The organism is Legionella sp. PATHC035 (assembly GCF_026191115.1).
Classification (GTDB): Bacteria; Pseudomonadota; Gammaproteobacteria; order Legionellales; family Legionellaceae; genus Legionella.
On the sequence record NZ_JAPHOT010000001.1, the window covers coordinates 1142501 to 1164703 of the forward strand.

Below are 22203 nucleotides of genomic sequence, written 5' to 3' on the forward strand. Positions count from 1 at the left end.
ATAACCTCGTGGCCATATTGTTGGAATTGTCTTAACTTATTTAGTAATACAGTATGTCCTAAATGCAAATCAGGTGCAGTTGGATCAAAACCTGCCTTTATTTTTAAGGGAGTTCCTTTTTGTAATTTTTTTTCCAATTCCTGCTGCGGAAGTACCTCTTCGCAGCCTCTTACTAGTTCGGAACATACTGAATCTTCAACTATCATGACATCAAAACCTTTATAAATGATTGACCTATCTTCTCACACCGAGTATCTTAGCCCGGTTGGCAATTTCCTGCCATACCTAAAAGGTGATTTAAAATAATTTGTCACCCGAAAAATTAATAAATGCAGACAATAGCATAGTTCCGGATGGCAATGTATAGGCAAACGATGGATAAGAAACCTTATATATATATCGAAAAACGAAAAACAAATAAAAATAAAAAATCTAAGCCATCTAAGGTATTAATGGGTTTTGCCTTAATTATTGCTTTTTCACTCCCCTATTTTCTTGTAAAAAAATTTTCGCATAACTCATATCAAGGTCCCAAAACTCAAACCCTGAGCTTACCTGATCTCGATGGGGATGAGTCCGAAGAATACCAAGACGAAAGCTATCAAGAAAACGCATATCAAAATGAAGAAGAAATTGTTGAAGAGTCTAAACCTGAGCTTGCCAATGAGACCGCTAAAACGGTCGTTGATAATGCTGTCAAAACAATCAAACCTATCAAAAAAATTGTTAAGGACAACGAATGGCAAACGATTAGGCCTAGATCCGGTGACTCTATGGCAACCATATTTAAACGTCTTGGACTAACGGCACAAAATTTACATTTGGTGATGCAAAAAAATCCTTATGCAAAAGCACTGACAGCAATAAAACCGAGTCAGGAACTAAAATTTTTAATTAATAAAAATAAATTAGAAAAATTAGTTATTCCAATGAATAACATTCAAACATTAACTGTTTATAGGGATGGGGCAGTTTATAAAACGAAAGTAGACTCCAAAAAAGTAAAAACTCAAGAGCGTTACGTCACAGGTGTCGTCTCGGGCTCACTCTTCGCTACTGCTCAACGCTTGGGAATACCTCGAAAATTAATTCAACAAATGACTACGATATTACGTAAGGAAATCGATTTCTCGCGTTCTGTTCGTAGCGGCGATCGCTTTTCCATTGCCTATGACAGCTTTTATGTAGAAAACAAAATGGTAGGTATTGGTGATATTGTTGCTGTAAGCTATACCAATCAAGGAAAAACTGCACAAGCGGTACGCCATATTAGTAGAAATGGCAACCGTGATTACTATACTCCCAAAGGCGAAAGTTTTAAGAAAGCCTTTTCACGGTATCCGATTAAGTTCAGCCATATAAGCTCAACCTTTACTTCTTCAAGATATCATCCCATATTGCATTATAAAAGAGCACATAAAGGTATTGATCTCGCAGCGCCTATTGGCACACCCATTCAATCAGTTGGTGATGGAGTCATTACCAATATTGGTAGACACAATGGCTACGGAAATATGATTGAAGTCAAACATGACAAAACCTTCAGTACGCTGTATGGACACATGCTTCGATTTGCCAAAGGCTTGTCCAAAGGCAGCCGAATTAAACGCGGTCAAGTAATTGGCTACGTAGGCCAAACAGGTCTGGCTACAGGTCCTCATTGCCATTATGAGCTGCATGTTCATAACCAACCAAGAAATCCAACAACGACCTACCTCCCTACAGCATCTCCTGTTCCTGCGCGAGAAATGGCCCAATTTAAAGCGAAGGTACGAAATGTATTTGCACGTTTTAAATCACTTGAAAAAACAAATTACGCCAGTAAGGGTAAAAGCAAGGGCAAGAAAAAGACAAGAATTGGATAATCGTTAATGCAATTTTCTATTGAGTTGACTCTGAAAATCACCCAAATAAATAACGGCAAACGAGTACAGAGGCAATGATTCCAGCAAGATCTGCTAGCAAGCCAGCTGGGATAGCATGTCGTGTTCGGCGAATTCCTATAGAACCAAAATAAACAGCAATCACATAAAATGTTGTTTCTGTACTCCCCATCATCGTGGCTGCAACTTTGGCGATAAATGAGTCTCCACCATGCTGATGAACCAACTCCGCCATTAATCCTGTTGAAGCACTTCCTGAGAAAGGCCGAATTAAGGCCAAGGGCAATACTTCAGGAGGCATACCAATCATGGCGAGAAGAGGAGCGAGCAGATTGGCCATTAAGCCAAAAAATCCTGAAGCACGCAGCATTCCAATAGCAACTATCATCGCGATTAAATAAGGAACAATGCTCAAAATCGTATCAAATCCTTGTTTTGCGCCTACGATAAATGCATCAAAAACGTTAATTTTTTTTATTGCAGCGTATAAAGGAATACCCACAATAAAAATTAAAAGCATCCAATTAGACAACTGATTAGCAAATCCACTCATAGGCTGTCTTTCCTTCCAACACGAAACATGGGTAATTTCGCTAATTGCTTTACGGCAATGATGGCAACTAAAGTAGAAACGATAGTGGCGATTAAAGAACTGACAATGACACTACTTGGATTAGTGCTACCATTTGCCGCCAAATATGCAATTGCAGTAGCAGGAATTAATTGCACGCTTGAAGTGTTAATAGCTAGAAAAGTACACATGGAGTTGGTCGCAATTTTGGCATGCTGGTTCAGGGTTTGCAGCTCTTTCATCGCTTGCAATCCAAATGGAGTTGCTGCATTGGCAAGTCCCAACATATTTGCAGCAATATTCATGGTGATCGCCCCCATTGCGGGATGTTCTGTAGGAATATCCGGAAACAGCCGTCTCAAAATCGGTTTGAGAAGTTTACCCAATACAGTCACCAGTCCTGATTCGGTCGCTATGGACATAATTCCAAGCCATAAGGACATGATTCCTGCCAAACCAAGAGCAATTTCAAAACCAAGTTTGGCTGAGTCAGTAACAGCACGACCAACCTCATCAATACGTCCTTCAATCACACCAACTACTACGGAAATCAGTATCATCGCTAGCCAGATTATATTGAGCATTCTTGCCTCCATACTCCGTAACAGGTTAATATGTAGTCATTATTTGGCTTTAGATAGAAAAAACTGATGAAGTGCACACTTACTCCCTTAAAACATTTGATTTTTATAACCTGCTTCCTCATTTCTTTTATAAGTTATGCTTTTGACTCGAATACTACTGAAATACAAGCTAACTCCTCTATAGAAGAACTATACCATAGACTAAGCAGCATGCCGAATACTTCCATGCCCGATAGAATAGATTGGTTTAGCAGCCAATTTTTGGGTATCCCTTATTTACTTGGTTCTTTAGGAGAGGGTCCCAAGGCACGCTATGATCAGTTTCCTAAATACCGTGTCGACTCATTCGATTGCGATACCTATGTCAACACGGTTCTGTCTTTAGCTTTGGCCAATTCCCTAACCTCGTTTCAACAATGCATAAAAAATATGCGTTATAAAAATGGCCTCGTTTCTTATCTTCAACGAAATCACTTTCAAGGCCTGGATTGGAATCAAAACAATCAGCAAAACGGACTCCTTAAAGACATTACATTAACGATTAAAGATAAAAATAATCAACCAGTAGCTCAAATCGCTGAGGCAGTGATTAATAAACCTAATTGGTATGCCTTTAAAACGATTGAAACAATTAGACTAGAAGATGCCGATAAAGGAAAAGAAGAAGCGCGATTAGATGAATTGAAAAGGAAAGGGGCTCAATTAGAAGTGACTTCCGAAAAAGTCCCTTACCTTCCCTTTACTGCGTTATTTCCCGAACATAATAAACCAAATATGTATTTATTTGCGCAAATTCCTCATGGCGCTATCATTGAAATTGTAAGACCAAACTGGGATCTAAGCCAAAAAATTGGTACTGCATTAAATATATCGCATTTAGGTTTTGCAATTCGACATGACGGACAATTGTATTTTCGGCAAGCTTCGTCAGAATATGGCAAAGTAGTTGAGGTACCATTGATTGACTATCTTGAAAAAGCGCTAAATAGTCCAACAATTAAAGGTATAAATGTGCAAATTGTTGTACCTACAAAACCCTTAACAGATTGTAAATTGCCTGTTTAAAACCAAACTTAGTTTAGGTAAACTGCAATTAAATTGTAACCTGGGTGAAGCATGACGGTATCCGAGACAGCGGGATCGCTTATCGGAAAACGAAACTAGGGCAAGGAGACCCAGGCTATCGAGTATGGCGGTTTTCGCCATGCCTAAGGCTACACGAGACATTAGGATAATAAAAAATGAAATATGAATTAACACAAAACCCCTCGTTATCAACCAGCGAATGTCTTGTACTTGGCGTATTTTCTGATACGGATTTATCTGATTTTGCCCGGGCTTTAGATCAAGAAAACCACGGCCTAATTAGCACACTGATTCAGAAAACATCTGAAGCTGGTGATATACAATGGCATCATAATCTGCAAGGGAGCTTATTAATTATTCAATGTGGCGAGCAAGCTAAATTCAGCCCTTCGCAACTAAAAAAAAGAACCACAGAGATTACTGTAGCATTAATCAAGCATCGTGTTCGGAGTGCAACCATATGCCTCCCACAAATAAATGAATATTCCGCAGACTGGCAATTGGAACAAATGATTATTCAAATGGATAATCAGCGGTATCAATTACTCGATTTTAAAAAGAAAAAGGCAAAAGCCCATCAATTGGATTCTGTAACTTTTTATTTACCTAATGCCAGTAATGAGGGAGTAAAATTAGGCCACGCCATTGCTGCGGGTGTGGAATTAACCCGTAATCTTGCGAACATGCCCGCTAATATCTGTACCCCCACTTATTTAGGCGAGCAAGCAACGCAGTTATGCAAAGAGTTTGCACAAAATATGAGTTGCAAAGTGATGGGGCCAGAAGAAATGCGTCAAATGGGTATGGAAACGTTATTGGCAGTCGCTCAAGGTTCAGCCCAACCACCAAGACTAATAGACATACATTACAAAGGTGCAGAAAATACTCCCCCAATCATTCTGGTAGGCAAAGGAATTACCTTCGATTCAGGTGGGTTATCCATCAAGCCCGCCAATGCTATGGATGAAATGAAATATGATATGTCAGGGGCTGCTAGTGTATTGGGTGCTTTAAAAGCATGCGCGTTACTGAAGCTTCCCATTCATGTAATCGGCTTGATTGCCAGTGCTGAAAATATGGTCAGTGGTACTTCCGTTAAATCAGGGGATATCGTCACCAGTATGTCTGGGCAAACTGTTGAAATTATCAATACTGATGCCGAAGGTCGTCTGGTATTAGCTGATGCGTTAACTTATGCAGAACGGTATGAACCTGAATTCGTCATCGATGTTGCAACCCTTACCGGTGGAATTATTGTTGCATTGGGTACGGTAGCATCCGGTTTTATGACCCAAGATGAAGAATTAGCACAGCTCATCGAAAAAGCTGCTAAAGACAGCAATGATCGTGTCTGGCGTATGCCCCTGGATGATGAGTATCAAGATGCGCTCGATAGTCCATTAGCAGATATGATCAATGCAAATTTTGATCGTACTGCAAGTAGTGTTACAGCTGCGTGTTTCCTGTCCCGCTTTACAGAAAAGTATCGTTGGGCCCATATAGACATTGCCGGTACAGCCTGGGTTTTCGGTAAAAATCGTAATGCTACGGGAAGACCTGTTCCTTTATTAACTCAAATAATACGCCATGCCATCCATTCGCGTTGATTTTTACTTATTAACGAGCGACCAGAACCATGCACGTTGGCTGGTTGCTTGTCGTCTTTTGGAAAAAGCTTATGCTAAAGGGCATAAAGTTTATGTCTTATGTAATAACAAGCAGGATGCTGAGTTATTGGATGAGCTGTTGTGGACTTTCAAAGAGGACAGTTTTATCCCACATAACCTCCAAGGTGAAGGACCTGAACCACCGCCCCCAATACAAATTGGTTATGAACGTGAACCAAGAGGTTTTAATGATATTTTATTGAATCTTTCGAGTCATGTTCCTGATTTTTACCCGAAATTTAAGCGCATTATGGAAATCGTGATTAACGCAGAAGCGGATAAAGAACAGAGTCGCACTCATTACAGGGACTATAGAGCGAAAGGTTGTGAATTACATACACATCAGATTGAAGTGAAATAGGTTTGGATTAGCACAACCTGGTTGCTTGCAACCAGGCTAGACTCATAAAGATCACTAATCCCAAAGCACATCTTTGTCTTTTTTTATCGCAGCTTGCAGCAAACTGATTAAGGGAACAGCTCGTTTTGCCAAGCTTATTTTGGGTTCATTGTCGTCATCTTCCTCAGCAATTTTGTTTTCTTTGCCAAGCCCAGACTGTAACTTTTGCAAAGCCTCAGGAAGATTTTCTGCTTTAATCGCTCCTGGAACCGTACCACTATGCCCCATTAAAGAAAGCAGACTTTTAGCTACATCTGCAAAATAGGTAATGTCTTCGTAAGCATCTGTATGAAACGTCACTAACATAAAATCTCCTTATTGGAAGGATCGATGTCTTGTTGCATGGAACAAAACAACTATCCATAAACACGTAACAAATACTCTGCAACCGTACGTAATCCCATCGCTTCACCACCTTCAGGTTTACCTGGTTTACTGCCTAAGTTCCAAGCCATAATATCAAAATGCATCCAGGGTATCGATTTGGACACGAAACGTTGCAGAAATAATCCAGCAACAATAGCGCCAGCATAGGGATGATCACTCGAGTTAGCCAAGTCAGCCACATTCGAACGAAGCAGCTCTTCGTATGCAGCAAATAAAGGTAATCTCCAGACAGGATCAGCGACTTGATATGATGCCGCAGTGACTTCGGCAGCCAATTGATCCTTATTGGTAAATAAGGCTGCAATTTCGGTACCGACGGAAACCCTTGCAGCTCCTGTTAAGGTAGCAAAATCAATCAGTAATTCAGGCTGCTCTTCGCATGCTTTGACCAAAGCATCGGCTAATACCAAACGTCCCTCTGCATCTGTGTTATGAATCTCTACGGTTAAGCCGTTACGCATGGTTAAGACATCACCTGGTCTAAAAGCATCGGGGCCTATCGCGTTTTCTACCGCAGGTACAAGCATTTGCAAGCGCACGGGTAAATTACGAGTCATAATCCATTGCGCAAGGCCGATTACATGGGCTGCGCCTCCCATATCCTTTTTCATTAAACGCATGCCCGAAGCGGATTTAATGTCCAACCCACCACTGTCAAAACAAACTCCTTTTCCAACCAGTGTAATACGAGGGTTTTTCTCATCCCCCCACGTTAAGGACAACAAGCGAGGTGCTGATTTGGAAGCACGTCCAACGGCATGGATTGCTGGAAAATTATCGTCGAGTAATTCATCGCCAACCCATTGTTTAAATTGTCCTTTATGTGTTTTTGCTAATTGCTCTACTACTTCAGCTAACTCTTTTGGGCCTAAATCATTAGTCGGCTTATTTATCAAATCCCTCACTAAAAATTGCGCTTGGGTTAGAGCCAAAAGAGCATTCAAATCATCTGGTTGAACGACTAAAATACGAGGTTTTATCTCTTGTTTTTTATAAGCATCAAAACGATATTGTGCCAAAGCCCAATTCATTGTTGCTTCCTGAGTACATCTTCCTTGTACTTGATAAGTATCCGGTGGGAGTACCAGTGCTGCATTGGCTAAAGCCTGAACCTGATTTCCATCTCCTGTACCAATATATGCTTTGTCGATTAATCCATCTGCATTCTGGATACAACAGGAGTCGCCCAATTTTCCTTGAAATTGATGCAAAGCAAGACAATTTTGTTCTGCAGGTGTAAACAGGCTCATCCCTTCTTCCCATTGATTTTGTGACATCAAATAAAGAGGAACCGCTCTATCACTCTGAGTCTCATAAAATAATTTTGCTTGCATTTTTTTATTCCTTCACTTGGCCACGAAAATGAGCAGGTCTGAGTCCGGCTAATCCCAACACTACAACATATATTACCACAGCAACAGCTACATGAGCGGCTAGTATGCCTAAACGCATTACTGGAGAAAACCCAAGCCAATAACTGACTGTTCCACTCATTAAAATTAAATAGAGACTAATGGCTGCATTGGCTAAGAATAATTGCATACTGTATTTTAACCATCCAGGCGAAGGTTTGAACGCTCCACGTTTAATCAGTAGGAATAATAAAGTGCCGCAATTGACATAACCTGCTAATGCCGAAGCTAAAGTCAAACCCGCATGAGCGAAGTGCCAAACGAATACAGAACATAATAACGTATTAACCACCATCGAAATTGCCCCCACCTTCACTGGGGTACTGATATCTTGTCGTGCATAAAACCCTGAAGCCAAAACCTTTACCATCATAAAAGCAGGGACACCGGCTCCAAGAGTAATTAAACTTTTTTGTGTCTGAATCACATCATAAGCAGTAAATTTACCATAAGCAAAACAACTTGAGATCAGAGGTAAAGCAAAGAAACACAACCCCAGACCTGCAGGCACTCCTATAAGTAAAATAGAACGCAGTCCCCAATCCAACGCACTTGAGAACTGGCTGATACTTTGCTCCGCATGCCTCCGAGATAAATGTGGGAGAATCACTGTGGCAATCGCTACGCCAAAAACACCTAGTGGGAAATCAGTCAGGCGATCGGTGTAATACAACCAGGACACACTGCCAACTTTTAAAAAGGAGGCAAAAATGCTGTCGACCATTAAATTAAGTTGCGCAATTGAAACACCAAATAAAGCGGGGATCATGAGCTTTAGAACTTTGTTTACCCCCTCATCATTTCTCACTAATTGAGGTTTTACCAATAAATTGCGCTGATGCAAAAAAGGGATTTGAAAAAGCAATTGCGCAATACCAGCAATCAGCACTCCCCAAGCCAATCCTACTACGGGTATTGGCAAATGAGGACATAGATAAACCGCAGCAAGAATCATACAGATGTTTAATAATACTGGCGTAAATGCTGGAATGGCAAAATAACCGTAGGTATTTAATACCGCTCCAGCCATGGCTGTTAGCGAAACCAACATTAAGAATGGAAAAGTAATACGCAACATTTCTGTTGCCAATACAGCACGGCTGCTGTCATGGCTAAAGCCAGGAGCAAATAAATAGATAATCACCGGTGCGGCGAATATTCCGATCACAGTAAAAATACTTAGAATTGAACTCAGATATCCGGCAATGCGCGCAATAAAAACTCGTACATCATTCGGAGAGCGTGTTTTTTGATATTCAGCAAGTACAGGAACAAAAGCTTGCGCAAAAGCTCCTTCTGCAAAAAGACGGCGCATAAAATTAGGAATACGAAACGCCACAAAAAAGGCATCCATCCCTGCTTGCGCACCAAAAAAATTGGCAAGAACCATATCTCGTATAAAACCGACAATACGTGAAATGAAGGTCATGACTGAAACCAAGGTCGTTGAGCGTAGCAAGCTCTGGCGTTTAGGTACCATAATTTCTGTTTCTGTTGCTGACATAATTTTTATGCATGAAATAAAATACCTTATGATATACCTAAATGAATTAATTTTCCTAACCTAAATATAAGGTATAAGATTTTAAAATATAATTGCTAGAGAGACTTTGGTTCCATATTGATCAATTGATTATGCATAAAAATCAGACATATCGCAATAGAGCGAATCAATTTCTACTTTAGAAACAAAGAAGTCTATTGACAAATTCTGACTCATTGTGCATGATCACCATCTTTTGTACCGTCTGAATGAGTGGAGATTTTTAAGTGGCAAATATTAAATCAGCGATCAAACGTGCTCGCCAAAACGTAAAATTACGTCAACACAACGCCAGTGCACGTTCTATGTTCCGCACTTACATTAAAAATGTGATTAAAGCTGTTGAATCAGGTGATAAAGAAGCCGCTCATGCTGCCTACACCAAAGCACAACCAGTTATTGATAAAGCAGCTGGTAAGGGTTTAATTCATAAGAATAAAGCTGCCCGTATTAAAAGTCGCTTAGTAGCTCGTGTTAAATCAATGGCTGCTTAATCCTTAATTGGTTCGCATCGAACTGGCCATGCCAGTTCGACTTTCTTTTTTTTCTGTTCATCATAATCACCCTAAAAAATAATGATGTGCCTTTAAAGCAATCGAATGAAGCATCCATTGAAGATATGCCGATGCGATTCTTCCTCGATGCAAGACGACTACGTCACCTGGATTTAATTGATAAACCAGGGCAAAATTCATCAAGAAAAATGTAACCTTTCGTTAACACACTGGTTGAGCGCTCGCATGAGAGTCAGTATGTGCGAGAATTCTTGCTCTTGCATTTAATATGTCGTCCATTAATGTTTCATGTAAATCAAATGATTGTAATACCTTGAGTAGATGCCTATTGGCTTTCAAGATGTTAATAATTTGTCCTGCTACGAGTTCATCTTTAGGGTAAGGTAATAATCGTTCTAGGGCACCATCAAGTAGTCGATTTTTATTTTCAATTTCAGTTTCTATCGCATCAAGAGCATCCAATGAAGTTGTTTGTTGAAGAAGCACTTTAAATAATTCTTCCTGATTTACAAGTAATGCTGCAATAGGTTTAAGCTCTTTTAATTTGGTAATGAAAACGAGTAACGCCGTTTTTTGCTCGTCAGTTAAACCAACTAATGATTCTTGCACGCTTAATGATTCATTGGTGTTAGCAATACTTTTTGCTACAAGCTCTGTATAATTTAACAAGATGATAAAGTTTTTGAGATTAGGCTGCGAAGCCAATTGCACCATCACTTTTGACATAATCTCTTGATCTGCTCCTGTTATGAGTTCAGATAAAAATTGATGAACATTTTTTCCCTCATTAATTAATTTTTGAACAACAATATCAAACTCTTCTTTGGTTTTTACCGTATAAAGTTCATTCTGAAGTGCATTCAATTTATTAAAAAATTCTCCGGATTTTGCTTCAGCTGCAACAAAACATCCAAAAATTCGGTTAACATCCTTCTTTTTATTTTGAAAAAGTCTACCCATTTCTTTTTCCTCAATTGATTAGGCTGAGCTTAAATTCTAAATAGCGTCTGTACCTCTGTAATAGAGGCTATTTTAGTCGTTTTTGCGTTTTCATTTTCCTTTTGCAAGATCTTAAGAAACGAGGCGTCAATAGACTTTGCAAATGCTGCACGTAACTTTGGTTTGCTCGGTTCTGTCTCACGAGCTGTCACCTCCATTGTTTCTGTTTTTGCTCCGTCATCACCTTCATTTGCCACTCCTACTTCATGGGCTTCAGTTAAACTCATACTGTCGGTAATAATCTTTTCCGGAACAGCTAATCTCTTTTTTGCATCATCAAGGATAAATGCTTTTGCTTTTTCAACAGCAGCTTGAACACTATACGCCCACTTTGGAACATCTGGTAGCTCTTTTTTAAGCTTATCATCCCGACCTGGACTCACTGGATAGCGACTTGCTTTAATTACACTCGAATCGGTTATCTCAGGAGTAAGTCCTCTGCTTCCACCTATTTTTCTAAACGCCACAAGCTCATTATATTCCTGGTCAACTTTCTCTAATAAGACACCTAGTTTTTCCGTAGTTAGACCCTCTCTAACAATTCGCTCTATTTCCTTTCTTGCTTTTTCATAATCTACTTTTAATTCAGACAGATTAATTCGACAAGGTTCTTGTTGATGGGCAAATAACTCCAGCTCAAGCACATCTTCTAGATCTAATTTTTGTGCAGGATCATTAAAGTACTCCTCCTCAAGTGAAGGTCTACAGCCCTCCTTTGCTATCCATTTTTTATAAAACTGTGCAAATTTCTCACAAATGGCTTCGATTTCACCTTCTTCAAAAAACTCTTGGTAAATTTCCGTTGAGGCAAGACCGAACATGTGTTGATTAAACTCAATTGGTGTATAGGACTTATTATTTTTTAATCGATAATGATTATGATTTTGCCAAAATTCAGCTTTAAGATGATGCATTAATTTGCCGTGGAGCTCATCGCTTCCTCTGAGATATAAGTCGCATCCCCCCTCAACCTCTTCTCTTTGAACTTTTGATGCAGCATTAAATAATTTATCTCTAAATTCCTGAGGGAACTGGTCCAGGCCATCGATAGTCCAAAAGTACCACGTTAAAGTAAATCCTTTAACCTGGACTGCAACTTGGACTTCAATATCTTCCCCCTCATCCCTAATTTCATAGACTACGCCCTTGGTTAATCTGAATTTAAAGCCCTCTTCATTAAAGTCTTTTTCTCTCTTTCTGTATTGGGCTTTATTACCCGATGCGACAAGGAGTTGCAGTTCCTTAGTTTGTTCTGTTTCTGTATATGAAGTAACTTTAGGGAGGGTATGCTTTTTCTTTAAAAAAACAAAAAAAGGGTTTGGCATAATGAACCACCATCAATTAAAAACACAAAAAAACTCCACATTGAGCCCGCATTTTAACTTGTGACCAAAATACAGGCAATCGTTAATTGTATTTATAATGAATGGACAACCACTTATTTTTTCATTGAATAAACAGCAAGTTAGCTCTAGAATTTAAGTTTGTTTCTGCATATAAGTTAAGGACTGCTAAAACCATTAGCATTTCTCCTCCCGTCATCCTGTAGACATCGATCTTCTTTATCTTGGAGCTCTTTTTTTCCTTTATCCATAGAAACGTAGGGTGTTACAAAAAAATGTTGGCCTCTACCCCAGTTATTTTTTGTCAAAAAAAAACAAGAATCTAGTGTAGTGGAGCTTGCTTTGAGTTGCTGACTATCAGTTTGAGCAAGCCAGGTTACCTGCTTATGATTAAGAGAATACACTTGCGCTAACTCTTCAATAAAAATTAACTTTGCATCCCCAGATAAAGAAAGAAGCATTTCAAGTGCTGATTTAGAATCAGCTAACTTATTGATGACATTACGCAAGCTTGTTTTCAGAGTTACATTGTTAACACTTTGAAATGTATTTATTAAAACTACTAAAGGTGAAACTGTATAATCGCGTAGATTACTTGCAGGCGCATGATGAGTAAAAGCATCACCTAACTCGTTAGGGTCACTCTGTATAAAATCAATTAAAAAATCAGTAAATGGGGCTACTTGATGTTGATGGTCGATTGCCGCGCGCATGGCACGTACGATCATCATCACTCCATTTATATTGGCATCCTCCCCAGTTTCAATGGAGTGCAACAATGCTGAAGTAACTTTGCCATCTGTATTGCTCTTCCACACTTTATGCACTACATGCATTAAAACGCTTACCGATTCTAAGTTTTTATTGAGGTAGGCAGCGGAAACAAGCGAAACAAGAATAATGTGCAGGGTATTTTTCCCTTTATAGGGACCTTGTTCATGAGTTTTGCATAGGGCTTTGCTTAACTCGTTAGGAACTACATCAATCACATCGATCAAAATATCGCCAACTATTGGTATTAGATGGGGTTGATACTCTACCGCCTGCCTTATTGCGCCGACCAAAACATAGACACCGCTTTTTCCCTTAAAAGAACCATGTGTTATTTCTTCAGTTAGAGAGATGCCTAGAATAAACGGAGATTTTTTAACGAAACTTCTCAATAAATTGGCAATTAATTCAGCTGTATGCTGATTTTCAGATGCCTCAGCACTATTTGCCAAAGCACGAGCCAATACAAGAATTGCGTTTTTTCCCTTCTCACTCCCCTCAGTGATGTTTTTTGTCACCACATCAGAAAATCCGTCACCTTTTTGGGCTAATAACTGGCTAAAAATATAATTAATGGCTATGACCACTGAGGTATTTCTGGGGTCATATGTTGCGGAAAAGAGCTGGTCCATCCATGCATAAGCAACAGTTTGCCCTGCAAATTTTCCACCAAGCGTTTGCTCAAAAATTAAGATTAAACTACTTGAATCTTGGCTTAATTGATAAAAAAGAGTGCAAATTTGTTGTGCCGCTTCAGCATCATAGGTATTTACAGCACATTGAAGTGCATAAGTTATCCAGTAGGAAAAATTACTTTGCATTAACAAAGTGGAATTAGGGGATTCTGCTACAAAATGATACAGCTGAGCAATCAACCAACTTAGCTCATCTTTCAAAAGAACAGGCGAGTGGTCACCTTGATACTTATCTAATGGGATAGTTAAAAAATCTGATTGGAATAGATCTTGAGGATCACCCATGTAAATATGGCCTAAAAAAAGACAGCATTAATTTTTATTATGATACCATATGAATTTAGATACAAGAAAATTTATTGAACGACGAGATTTGATTGTTTCAATGAGAATTCAGTGTAACTGTTTTTGAATTCAGAACAGTTACACTTTAATAAAAATTATGCAGTTGAACCGACAGTCAAACGAGTCTCTTCGTCATTCTCTAAATAATTTCTTCCTATTATCTTACATATATTTTTCTTATCTTCTATTGATAAATAAGATACTAACGCCTCAGGCTCATTATAATCCACCTCATCCCCTCTCTTTTTAAGCTCACTCCCCTTAATTTCCTCAAATAAGGAGTCAAAATCGATTGTCCATTCATCAACTATTGCCATATAAAGCGAGTTGAACAACCTATTCGCTTGATGAATTTTATCTTGTAATTTTTTTTCCTCTCTACTTTTGGGTAAGGAAAATAAGGAGAGAGCGAAGCCTTGCCAACCTGATATTTTCGTTTCATTTTTAGGTTCAATAACGGCAAACGCTTTATAGCAGGCAATAATTTGCTGAATTAAATCCTCTTTATATTTCCGTAATACTTTTTCTTTTTCTACATCGTGTATCGGTACAAATGCATTCCTTATTGACCACTCCAAACGCTGTAACCGGCTCACGACCTGTTTCACTTCCTGACGGTATTCTTCATCGACTTTAAATAAGCCTCTAGTATCCTCTGCTAACACATCACAGAGTTGAGGTGGCACACTCCAATATAATTTCACTTCTTTATCTTGTTTTTGATCACGATAAAATACTTCTTTACCTGATGCCTTGGTATGTGTGCGAAGTGGACCTTCGCTATGCAATAGAATAGGCTCCAAACCAGGAATAAATCGAGGCAAAGAGGAGTTTTTAAATGGAGCAAGCTGTTCCTCAGTTAGGATACCTTCTAAAAGGGAAACGGCCCTGGTTTTACAGGTATTGGAATTTTCAAGGCTGGGTATAGGGAACCAAAATGCATATCCATAAAATTGCATCTTCCAAAACCCCAATGATAAATGAAAATCAAAAGGTTTCAGTCGGGAGGGGCGGCCTTCTATTTTTGCCTTGGTTTGTTCGATTTGAAAAATTTGTTTGGAGTATGCCTCTTCCCTGTAAATTCGCCCTGGCCTTTGAGGATCGACTTTGAAATTTTGGCCATCACCTACAACCTCACGAATAGCCGCTTCTTGCTCTGAAACTGCCTTGGTGCATTTCTTTTGTAACGCTTCGAACTGTTCTTGCGTCAGCTCAAAGGTTTTTCCATACAAGCCATGACCTAGATGCATATAGCGAACTTCTTCATTGATCAGCATCCCGTGATTGCCTTGGAAGTCAACATCTAAATGATGATTCCTTTTAAATTGTTCAAAACGACTGCTATTATCTCCCGTACTGGTAACACCGTAAAAACCCCAGGTTTCAACAACCTCCAGCAACTGATTGCTTTCATTCAATTTGGACAGAAAAAATGAACCATGCCAAAAAGGATTTCCACCTACTGTATGATCAAAAACGCAAAAAGTTACCGTATATTTCATCTCAACATCCCCTGTTATTTGTTAGACATTCCGTTAAACAACTAGATGAATCAAAGGATATTTTGAGTAAAAATTTAAAAAGATGCAAGAATTTGTCCCATATAAAAAGGGGAGCGACTGAAATCCGTTGCTTTTATAGCCCCTTGATTTTCAAATGAACGATTTATCGACATGAGCAATAGCTTGAGCGAGAGTTTCAAAATGAGGGATCGCTTTTCTAATTTTATTGTTGAGATTTGTCCAAAATTTCTCTATGGGTTTAAATCAAGGAGGACTTCCATCATAAAAACTGCTAAACCCCAGATTCACAAGCGGTTCATCGTAAGCCAGTGCTGATGATGCGCGCAATACGATTACTAAACTAAAAAAGAATGCAGTATCCCTCTCCATAGCATAAAAAATTATCCCCTTCTAAATCGGTCTCTTTTCTGGAGTGAATCAATTGATAGGTTTTATTTTCCTGAACTAAATTATTATTACTTGAAATATCAGCTTGTACATGACTCGAGGTTTTGATTTGGAAGATCCCGATCACTATTTTGTATTTCCACTAGGCACAGTTAAATCATTATTGATTAATAATTCATCAAATTATGTCTGAGTTATGATTTATACAAGAAGGACAATATGAAAAAATTGATTTTTTATATGAAACAATGAAGAAACTTGAATGACAAAAGTTTAATAAATAGAGGCTAGTCGTTTTAAAGAAAATTCAAGTAAATAAAATCAGGCACACTTAGTGTTACTATGGAATCAAAAAAATGTGCTTTCTTTACTGATATTCAGGAGTATTTGATGGAGGTTAATACGATGCGTACTGCATTTATAGGTCTGGACTATATTATTGATATTATGCATCCACAAGGCAAAATAGCGCGTTCAGCCGCACATGCCCAAGAGCGTGATATAATTAAAAAGGTAAATAAAGTTCTTGAAATTGCAATATTAAAGAATTGGTTAACCATCATGGTGAAAGTGGGTTTTAGTGCGGATTATACGGAACAACCAAAGCATTCGCCTATCTTTGGTAAAGTAAATGTGTTGGATGCTCTAAAACTTGGTTCTAAAGGAACAGAGTTTCATCCTGAATTACTGATTGGCAATAGTTTAACAATGGTCAAACCAAGAGTGAGCGCATTTTATGGGACTGCACTTGATGCGGCGCTACGAGCAAACCAAATTGAACGAGTAATACTGGGAGGAGTCAGTACTTCCTGGGCAGTAGAAAGCACGGCTCGCGATGCTCATGATCGTGATTATAAAGTATGTATTGTTGAAGACATTTGTGCGGCGGCGAATCAGGAGGAACATCAATTTTCTATCCAATTAATGGAAAAAATAGCACAAATTGTCACAGTAAATGAACTCAAAGGGATCTAATGCACGTTATTTCCAAGACGATACAAGCATTAAAAGATGAAATTCAGATAGGGTCTTTACTGCGGGGTATTATCGTATTGTTACCCTTTGCCCTTCTCTATTTGAGTACCAATAACTCGATTTGGCTTCAATCTTCTGTTTTAACTATATCAACGCTCATTGTAGAGGAACGACTTGAGCTTACTGCATTAGGGGTATTGCTTCATGGTTGCATGATTGTTGGAATGTTTTACTTACTTTTTTTAACCCAGCTTATGCCAGTGCTGTATATTGTCTCCTGCACCCTCGCTGCTACGACAGTAATTTTGGTTACGATAAAGGGCGAGAGGCTTCGTCCTTTAGGGAGTTGGACTTTTATTCCTGCCATTATTCTTGCTACAGAATTTGCTGCGGAGACTAATCATACAGTGATGTTACAGCAGGCTCCTCAATTTTTACCCTATCTGTTGATTGCATTAGTTCCTACGTTATTGCTTGCCCAATTCGATGAAATAAGCGCATATTATAAGAAACGTAAGATTCATTATCACCCATTGCGATTAGGCGGTTTGAATGATCTTGGCGAGCAAAATCCTTATGTTGAAAGCATGGTTGCAATGGCAATCGCCGTTTGTATTTCAGCATTTCTGGTTGAATATTTTCAGATGCAAAATGGACAGTGGATGATTTGGGGGACTGCCAGTGTCGTTACTGGTAATGTAATGACAACGCCACAAAAATTGAGTCAACGTGTTATTGGTGTATCACTAGGTGTTCCCTTAGGTATTTTATTCGGATTTATTATTCCCAGCACGCCTTTTGCTTTGACCTTTGCCATTTGTGGCATTTTCTTAACTTTAGTTGCCTTCCGTCGTTATGTCATTGCGTATTCTTTTCGTTGTTTCTTTGTTGCAACAACAGTGATGTTAGTCACGCATTCAGCGAGCGTTGCATCAGAACGCTTGACGCATGTTATATTAGGTGGGCTCATAGGGTTCGGTTCCGTTATTTTCTGTCATTTTGTTCACCGTGCCCAATCACGTTGGGTGAAAAAATAAAATTTAAAACGCAAACTGAGTTGGGGATAAACAATACGCTAACCAAAAATTAAATAAAACCGTATCGCAAGTTCCGTTAAAACAAAGAGGAGCATCCACCTGATTCGCCCTTAATCCATCAATAAAACTGGATCTGGCAAAGCGTTTACCAGAAACTTCACCAATATCCTTCCGACCCTTTATACTCCACACTTATTCTCTTGAAATAAATTTATCAACACCTGCTTCATCAATGAAAACCAATTTATATGACGAATACGCTGCTACTTTGGATGGACCTTGTTGAATAGATAACTGCTGAGGATAAGATCATTATCAAGGTGCCTGTCAGGGCGGATGAGAATATTGCGACAATAAACACCTCCCCCCTACTCCCCCTCTCCCACTGCTGGAAGAGGAGCTTTTTAATGGCGATGAAGGATTACTTCACTTGGGGAATTGACTAACTAACCATAAATACTGACTCTTCGTGCTTGATTCAATTGATCGAAAGTACGTTTTGCTGGTGCAAAATTGGGATATTGAGTCACTAAACGCTGTAAAATCATACGCGATAAGATTTCATCCCCTTGATTCCATTCATTTAATGCTTCCAGATACATAAAATCAGCAGCTTGATCTGCAGTAGCAGGGGCTCTATTCATCAGTACAGGCTCAATAAAACTGACACGAGCCTGAGTTTGTGCCTCCATTCTTTGCAAGAGTTTACGCGCCTGGAGGCTGCCATTATCACTGGCTTGCTGTAATAATTGCTTGCCTTTAGTAATGGAACGCTCACCTGCAGTACCTTCGAGATAATAAGTACCTAATTGGTATTGTGCGTACGCATTTTGACGTGCAGCCAATTTTTCATAAAGACTTGCTGCGATTTTTGGGTTTTTTTCAACTCCTAACCCGTAATGATACATTCTTGCTAAAGCCAACATCGCTTTTTCGTTACCTTTATCTGCAGACTGTTGGTAATATTTGAGCGCGTTATTGAAATCTAGTTTGGTAGAAACTCCCGTTTCAGACAATAATCCTAACTGGTAAAGTGCATTCGCATTCCCTAAATCGGCTGCTTTTTTATACCAAGCTAGAGCTTGTTGGGTATCACGAGCCTGTCCCAAACCATTAAAATAAATTGCCCCTAATTGATTCATTGCCTCATGAACTTGATGAGTTGCTGCTTCAACAAATAAATCTTTGGCTTTCTGATAATTAACTGGAGTTCCTTTGCCATATAAATACATGAGCGCCAAATTGTATACCCCTAAAACATCACCTTTGGCAGCAGCTTGTTCATAATTTTTTAATGCCCGAACATAATTATCATTGACTGTTTCATCAATAAAACCTAAGGCAACAGAAGCCTCAGGCAGAGCTTTGGCTGCTTTCTCATACCATTGTTTCGCCAAGTTATAATCAGGCTCTCCACTCTCACCCAATTGATAAAACTGGCCTAATAAATACTGTGCCAGAGGATTTCCTTGTTCCGCAGAAGCAGTATACCAACGTTGGGCATCTGTCAGATTAGGTTCAGAACCTAAACCTTTTTCCAGCATAAAAGCCAATTTCAATTGGGCGTACTGATCACCTTTTTCAGCCAAACCGGTATAAATTTGTTTTGCTTCTTGCATTTTTTCCGGATCAGAGTTTTCTGCTAAATAATAATCAGCTAAAACGATTCCGGCATGACTGTTTCCTAATTTATAAGAATTGATCAAATCAGGCAAAAAGTCTTGTCCGATTTGTTTGCGTAGTACGGACATATTAAAATCTGCGTAAGAGAATTTATCATCAACAGATTGCTGTAATTTCGCTATCCCTTTATTCTTATCTTGAGGAAGTCCTTTTCCTTCAGCAGCATACGTTCCCAAGATAAAATCACTTACTGCATTTTGACCCGATTGTTGATACCAATTAATTGCTTGGCCTGGATCGGCTTGTACACCAATACCCCGGTCATAAAGCAAGCCCAATAATAAGGCAGCACTTTCATCACCAGTAGCCGCTTGATCCTTAGCAACTCGAAAAGCTTGTGCTTGTCTTTGTTTATCCTGATCCATAGCGTTATAAAAGGCGAGTGGTAATAACGCTTGAGAAACTCCGCGATCTGCTGCACCTTGATACAATTGACGAATCATCGCTATTTTGTGCTTTCTGACATTCACACTTAAGCCACTATCATTTTGACGTGCCAAATTATCTGCCAACTCATATTCTGCAGGACCATAATTATTGGCGGCAGCCAGATACAGCATAGACATTGCTTGTTCTTGATTCGGTTGAATGAATACTGTACCGTCTGGGCCAGTGATGCCTTGTGAAAGAATTCGAGCCAATACATATTGAGATTTTTTATTGCCTTTAAACGCAGCATCCGTTAAATCATTTAATGCCAGCTGATAACCTTGTTTATCCTTGGCATGCTGTAAATATAAAAGCCCTAAATTGTATTCGGCCCCTAAATGTTGCTGTTGGGCTGCATTTTGATAAAAAATAATAGCTGACGCATCACTTTGCGCCACACCAATACCATATTGAAACATTTGCCCTATTTGAAATTGCGATTGGGCATCACCTAAGATCGCCCTAAAATATAAATGATTAAATACCGACATATAATTAAGCTGTGCTTGCCAGCCTTGAGTCCATAAATCCATGATACTGGCTTGTGAATAATCATCATAATCATAATAATTGGCATCGATATAAGGTGCAGGAAGATTTAATTGTGCAAATATTGGAGTATTTGTTCTTTCTAAAGCAGATAACTGTTGATCCAAAGGATAAAGTGGGTATGTCCATTGATTCGCCTGGAAGCCAGGAGTTTTATTCAAGATCGCATCATAGTAACTGGTTATAGGAACATCGTTAGGTTGGACTAATTCAAATTGGGGTTTAAAAACAGACTGACGCATTATCTTTTTCAATCGGGGTGCCTGGTTATAAGCGAAATCACCTAATACCGTAGGATTATGCCAAGCACTTAGTATGCCCTTCATTTGAAAATCAGTTTGCTCCAATTTATCTGTTGTACCATTACTTAACCACAGTGCTGCTTGCGCCAAAGCAGCCTCTTGATTTTTTGCACTGTCATCTTGATTCGCCTGATTTAGCCATTGCTTGGCCAAATTCGGATCAGCATCCACGCCTATTCCCTTTTGGTACATTTCAGCTAACTCACGTTTGCCCTGTGGCAAACCATCTTGAGCCGCTTTTAAGGTCCACATGAAGGCAGTTTTGGGATCATAAATGGGGCTTTTGGGCTCCAAATAATTATGAGCTAGATCTAAATACGCCTCATCATTCTGTTGTTTCGTTGCCTGACCAAACCATTTCAAGGCTTGTTCTTTTTGGTTTTGGTGCAAAGCCAATTCACCCAAAGCAACCATTGCGGGTGCAAAACCTTGAGTTGCTGCTTGGGTTAATAATTCTTCACCTTTCTTTTCGTCCTTATCAACCAATTTCCCTTCAAGATATAACTCCCCTAATCGAGTTATCGCTTGAGGATTACCATTGGCCACCGCCTTATTTAACCAGATAAGACCTAATTTTTTATTTGATGCATTACGACTGTCAATAAAATTCTTGGCTAAAGTAAATTGGGCAAGGGAATTACCATTTTTTGCCGCACTGATGTAATAGCGAGTTGCCGCATCCTCATTGCGTTTCACTCCAACTCCATATCTGTATGCCGCCGCCGTAAACATTTGGGCATCTACATCACCATCATCCGCCGCCTTTTTAAACCATGTAAAAGCTTGTTGTGGATCCTTTTCATGCAATAAAGTGTATCTGGCCATAAGTTGGATAGCAGGAAGATAGCCTTTTTGTGCCGATTGGGTAAAATAGCGTATGGCCAACTGACTATTTTTAAGTTGACCATATCCATAAAGATAAATCCGTCCCAAGTAGTAATCAGCAACTGCATTTTTCCCTGATTGATTCATTAAAGGCTCTATCGCTTTATTATAGTTCCCTAATCGATAGGCACTAAAATCATCAGCAAAAGCATGTTGGCTGGCTGATGCAACGAATAAACATACCCAAGGTACTAGCGATTTCATGAAGATTCTCCCTCTTTGCACAGCAATT

General features: G+C 39.2%; 20 protein-coding genes (1 of these 20 running past the window's edge). 7 read left to right on the forward strand and 13 right to left on the reverse strand.

Annotated elements, in window-relative coordinates; all coding sequences use genetic code 11:
- Positions 1–206, reverse strand: partial view of a tyrosine--tRNA ligase gene (tyrS, locus tag OQJ13_RS05095; RefSeq protein ID WP_265709634.1) — the 5' portion only. Its footprint begins 991 nt before the window's first position; only the first 206 of its 1197 coding nucleotides appear in the window; it begins with the start codon at positions 204–206; its stop codon lies beyond the left edge, outside the window.
- Positions 207–374: 168 nt separating this feature from the next.
- On the opposite strand from tyrS, the gene OQJ13_RS05100 reads away from it, so the two are divergent.
- The gene (locus OQJ13_RS05100; protein WP_265709637.1) at positions 375–1865 is read left to right on the forward strand and encodes a M23 family metallopeptidase; all 1491 of its coding nucleotides are present in this window, start codon (positions 375–377) and stop codon (positions 1863–1865) included.
- A 37-nt stretch (positions 1866–1902) separates the two neighbouring features.
- Here the strand turns inward: OQJ13_RS05100 and OQJ13_RS05105 are convergent, their stop codons facing one another.
- Both OQJ13_RS05105 and OQJ13_RS05110 read right to left on the reverse strand, forming a co-directional pair.
- The gene (locus tag OQJ13_RS05105; protein WP_265709638.1) at positions 1903–2436 is read right to left on the reverse strand and encodes a spore maturation protein; all 534 of its coding nucleotides are present in this window, start codon (positions 2434–2436) and stop codon (positions 1903–1905) included.
- Entirely contained in the window at positions 2433–3038 is a 606-nt protein-coding gene (locus OQJ13_RS05110) for a nucleoside recognition domain-containing protein (RefSeq protein WP_265709639.1), read from the reverse strand. Before OQJ13_RS05110 ends, OQJ13_RS05105 begins: the two co-directional genes overlap by 4 nt.
- Positions 3039–3104: 66 nt before the next feature.
- On the opposite strand from OQJ13_RS05110, the gene OQJ13_RS05115 reads away from it, so the two are divergent.
- From OQJ13_RS05115 to OQJ13_RS05125, 3 genes are all read left to right on the forward strand, one after another.
- Entirely contained in the window at positions 3105–4103 is a 999-nt protein-coding gene (locus OQJ13_RS05115; RefSeq protein WP_265709640.1) for an N-acetylmuramoyl-L-alanine amidase-like domain-containing protein, read from the forward strand.
- 176 nt (positions 4104–4279) lie between these two features.
- Positions 4280–5731, forward strand: coding sequence for a leucyl aminopeptidase (locus OQJ13_RS05120; protein ID WP_265709641.1), 1452 nt, complete (start codon positions 4280–4282; stop codon positions 5729–5731).
- The gene (locus OQJ13_RS05125; RefSeq protein WP_058387420.1) at positions 5712–6152 is read left to right on the forward strand and encodes a DNA polymerase III subunit chi; all 441 of its coding nucleotides are present in this window, start codon (positions 5712–5714) and stop codon (positions 6150–6152) included. Before OQJ13_RS05120 ends, OQJ13_RS05125 begins: the two co-directional genes overlap by 20 nt.
- Positions 6153–6206: 54 nt before the next feature.
- Here the strand turns inward: OQJ13_RS05125 and OQJ13_RS05130 are convergent, their stop codons facing one another.
- Genes OQJ13_RS05130 through murJ form a run of 3 tightly spaced genes read right to left on the reverse strand, consistent with a single transcriptional unit; the run spans position 6207 to position 9494 of the window.
- The gene (locus tag OQJ13_RS05130; protein ID WP_265709643.1) at positions 6207–6497 is read right to left on the reverse strand and encodes a DUF1840 domain-containing protein; all 291 of its coding nucleotides are present in this window, start codon (positions 6495–6497) and stop codon (positions 6207–6209) included.
- A 50-nt stretch (positions 6498–6547) separates the two neighbouring features.
- Positions 6548–7912: a leucyl aminopeptidase family protein gene (locus OQJ13_RS05135; RefSeq protein WP_265709644.1), complete on the reverse strand. Its 1365-nt coding sequence runs from the start codon at positions 7910–7912 to the stop codon at positions 6548–6550.
- Positions 7913–7916: 4 nt separating this feature from the next.
- Positions 7917–9494 (reverse strand): murein biosynthesis integral membrane protein MurJ, encoded by a 1578-nt coding sequence (gene murJ / locus OQJ13_RS05140; protein WP_265709645.1) that lies wholly within the window; start codon positions 9492–9494, stop codon positions 7917–7919.
- A gap of 266 nt (positions 9495–9760) precedes the next feature.
- Between murJ and rpsT the strand changes: the two genes are divergently transcribed.
- Complete coding sequence (rpsT, locus tag OQJ13_RS05145) at positions 9761–10027, forward strand: 30S ribosomal protein S20 (RefSeq protein WP_028381062.1); 267 nt, start codon at positions 9761–9763, stop codon at positions 10025–10027.
- A 66-nt stretch (positions 10028–10093) separates the two neighbouring features.
- On the opposite strand, the gene OQJ13_RS05150 is transcribed toward rpsT, so the two are convergent.
- From OQJ13_RS05150 to OQJ13_RS05170, 5 genes are all read right to left on the reverse strand, one after another.
- The gene (locus tag OQJ13_RS05150) at positions 10094–10231 is read right to left on the reverse strand and encodes a hypothetical protein (RefSeq protein WP_265709646.1); all 138 of its coding nucleotides are present in this window, start codon (positions 10229–10231) and stop codon (positions 10094–10096) included.
- Between the two features lie 18 nt (positions 10232–10249).
- Entirely contained in the window at positions 10250–11008 is a 759-nt protein-coding gene (locus OQJ13_RS05155; RefSeq protein WP_265709648.1) for a hypothetical protein, read from the reverse strand.
- Positions 11009–11037: 29 nt separating this feature from the next.
- Positions 11038–12372: a hypothetical protein gene (locus OQJ13_RS05160; protein ID WP_265709649.1), complete on the reverse strand. Its 1335-nt coding sequence runs from the start codon at positions 12370–12372 to the stop codon at positions 11038–11040.
- A gap of 176 nt (positions 12373–12548) precedes the next feature.
- Positions 12549–14141: a hypothetical protein gene (locus tag OQJ13_RS05165; protein WP_265709651.1), complete on the reverse strand. Its 1593-nt coding sequence runs from the start codon at positions 14139–14141 to the stop codon at positions 12549–12551.
- 155 nt (positions 14142–14296) lie between these two features.
- Complete coding sequence (locus OQJ13_RS05170) at positions 14297–15703, reverse strand: hypothetical protein (protein ID WP_265709653.1); 1407 nt, start codon at positions 15701–15703, stop codon at positions 14297–14299.
- 750 nt (positions 15704–16453) lie between these two features.
- Here OQJ13_RS05170 and OQJ13_RS05175 point away from each other — a divergent pair.
- Both OQJ13_RS05175 and OQJ13_RS05180 read left to right on the forward strand, forming a co-directional pair.
- Complete coding sequence (locus tag OQJ13_RS05175) at positions 16454–17086, forward strand: cysteine hydrolase family protein (RefSeq protein ID WP_265709654.1); 633 nt, start codon at positions 16454–16456, stop codon at positions 17084–17086.
- Entirely contained in the window at positions 17086–18123 is a 1038-nt protein-coding gene (locus OQJ13_RS05180) for an FUSC family protein (RefSeq protein WP_265709655.1), read from the forward strand. Before OQJ13_RS05175 ends, OQJ13_RS05180 begins: the two co-directional genes overlap by 1 nt.
- A gap of 3 nt (positions 18124–18126) precedes the next feature.
- On the opposite strand, the gene OQJ13_RS05185 is transcribed toward OQJ13_RS05180, so the two are convergent.
- Together OQJ13_RS05185 and OQJ13_RS05190 are read right to left on the reverse strand one after the other, a co-directional pair.
- Complete coding sequence (locus tag OQJ13_RS05185) at positions 18127–18315, reverse strand: hypothetical protein (RefSeq protein WP_265709657.1); 189 nt, start codon at positions 18313–18315, stop codon at positions 18127–18129.
- 254 nt (positions 18316–18569) lie between these two features.
- The gene (locus OQJ13_RS05190) at positions 18570–22175 is read right to left on the reverse strand and encodes a tetratricopeptide repeat protein (RefSeq protein WP_265709659.1); all 3606 of its coding nucleotides are present in this window, start codon (positions 22173–22175) and stop codon (positions 18570–18572) included.
- Positions 22176–22203: the final 28 nt, after the last annotated feature.

Bases quoted from the DNA above. Each gene is read 5' to 3' on its own strand.
- OQJ13_RS05125 (WP_058387420.1), top strand. From the start codon at position 5,712: ATGCCATCCATTCGCGTTGATTTTTACTTATTAACGAGCGACCAGAAC.
- OQJ13_RS05170 (WP_265709653.1), bottom strand. From the start codon at position 15,703: ATGAAATATACGGTAACTTTTTGCGTTTTTGATCATACAGTAGGTGGA.
- OQJ13_RS05115 (WP_265709640.1), top strand. From the start codon at position 3,105: ATGAAGTGCACACTTACTCCCTTAAAACATTTGATTTTTATAACCTGC.
- OQJ13_RS05110 (WP_265709639.1), bottom strand. From the start codon at position 3,038: ATGCTCAATATAATCTGGCTAGCGATGATACTGATTTCCGTAGTAGTT.
- OQJ13_RS05100 (WP_265709637.1), top strand. From the start codon at position 375: ATGGATAAGAAACCTTATATATATATCGAAAAACGAAAAACAAATAAA.
- OQJ13_RS05120 (WP_265709641.1), top strand. From the start codon at position 4,280: ATGAAATATGAATTAACACAAAACCCCTCGTTATCAACCAGCGAATGT.
- OQJ13_RS05130 (WP_265709643.1), bottom strand. From the start codon at position 6,497: ATGTTAGTGACGTTTCATACAGATGCTTACGAAGACATTACCTATTTT.
- OQJ13_RS05105 (WP_265709638.1), bottom strand. From the start codon at position 2,436: ATGAGTGGATTTGCTAATCAGTTGTCTAATTGGATGCTTTTAATTTTT.
- OQJ13_RS05155 (WP_265709648.1), bottom strand. From the start codon at position 11,008: ATGGGTAGACTTTTTCAAAATAAAAAGAAGGATGTTAACCGAATTTTT.
- OQJ13_RS05135 (WP_265709644.1), bottom strand. From the start codon at position 7,912: ATGCAAGCAAAATTATTTTATGAGACTCAGAGTGATAGAGCGGTTCCT.
- OQJ13_RS05175 (WP_265709654.1), top strand. From the start codon at position 16,454: ATGGAATCAAAAAAATGTGCTTTCTTTACTGATATTCAGGAGTATTTG.
- OQJ13_RS05165 (WP_265709651.1), bottom strand. From the start codon at position 14,141: ATGGGTGATCCTCAAGATCTATTCCAATCAGATTTTTTAACTATCCCA.
- murJ (WP_265709645.1), bottom strand. From the start codon at position 9,494: ATGTCAGCAACAGAAACAGAAATTATGGTACCTAAACGCCAGAGCTTG.
- OQJ13_RS05160 (WP_265709649.1), bottom strand. From the start codon at position 12,372: ATGCCAAACCCTTTTTTTGTTTTTTTAAAGAAAAAGCATACCCTCCCT.
- OQJ13_RS05190 (WP_265709659.1), bottom strand. From the start codon at position 22,175: ATGAAATCGCTAGTACCTTGGGTATGTTTATTCGTTGCATCAGCCAGC.
- OQJ13_RS05180 (WP_265709655.1), top strand. From the start codon at position 17,086: ATGCACGTTATTTCCAAGACGATACAAGCATTAAAAGATGAAATTCAG.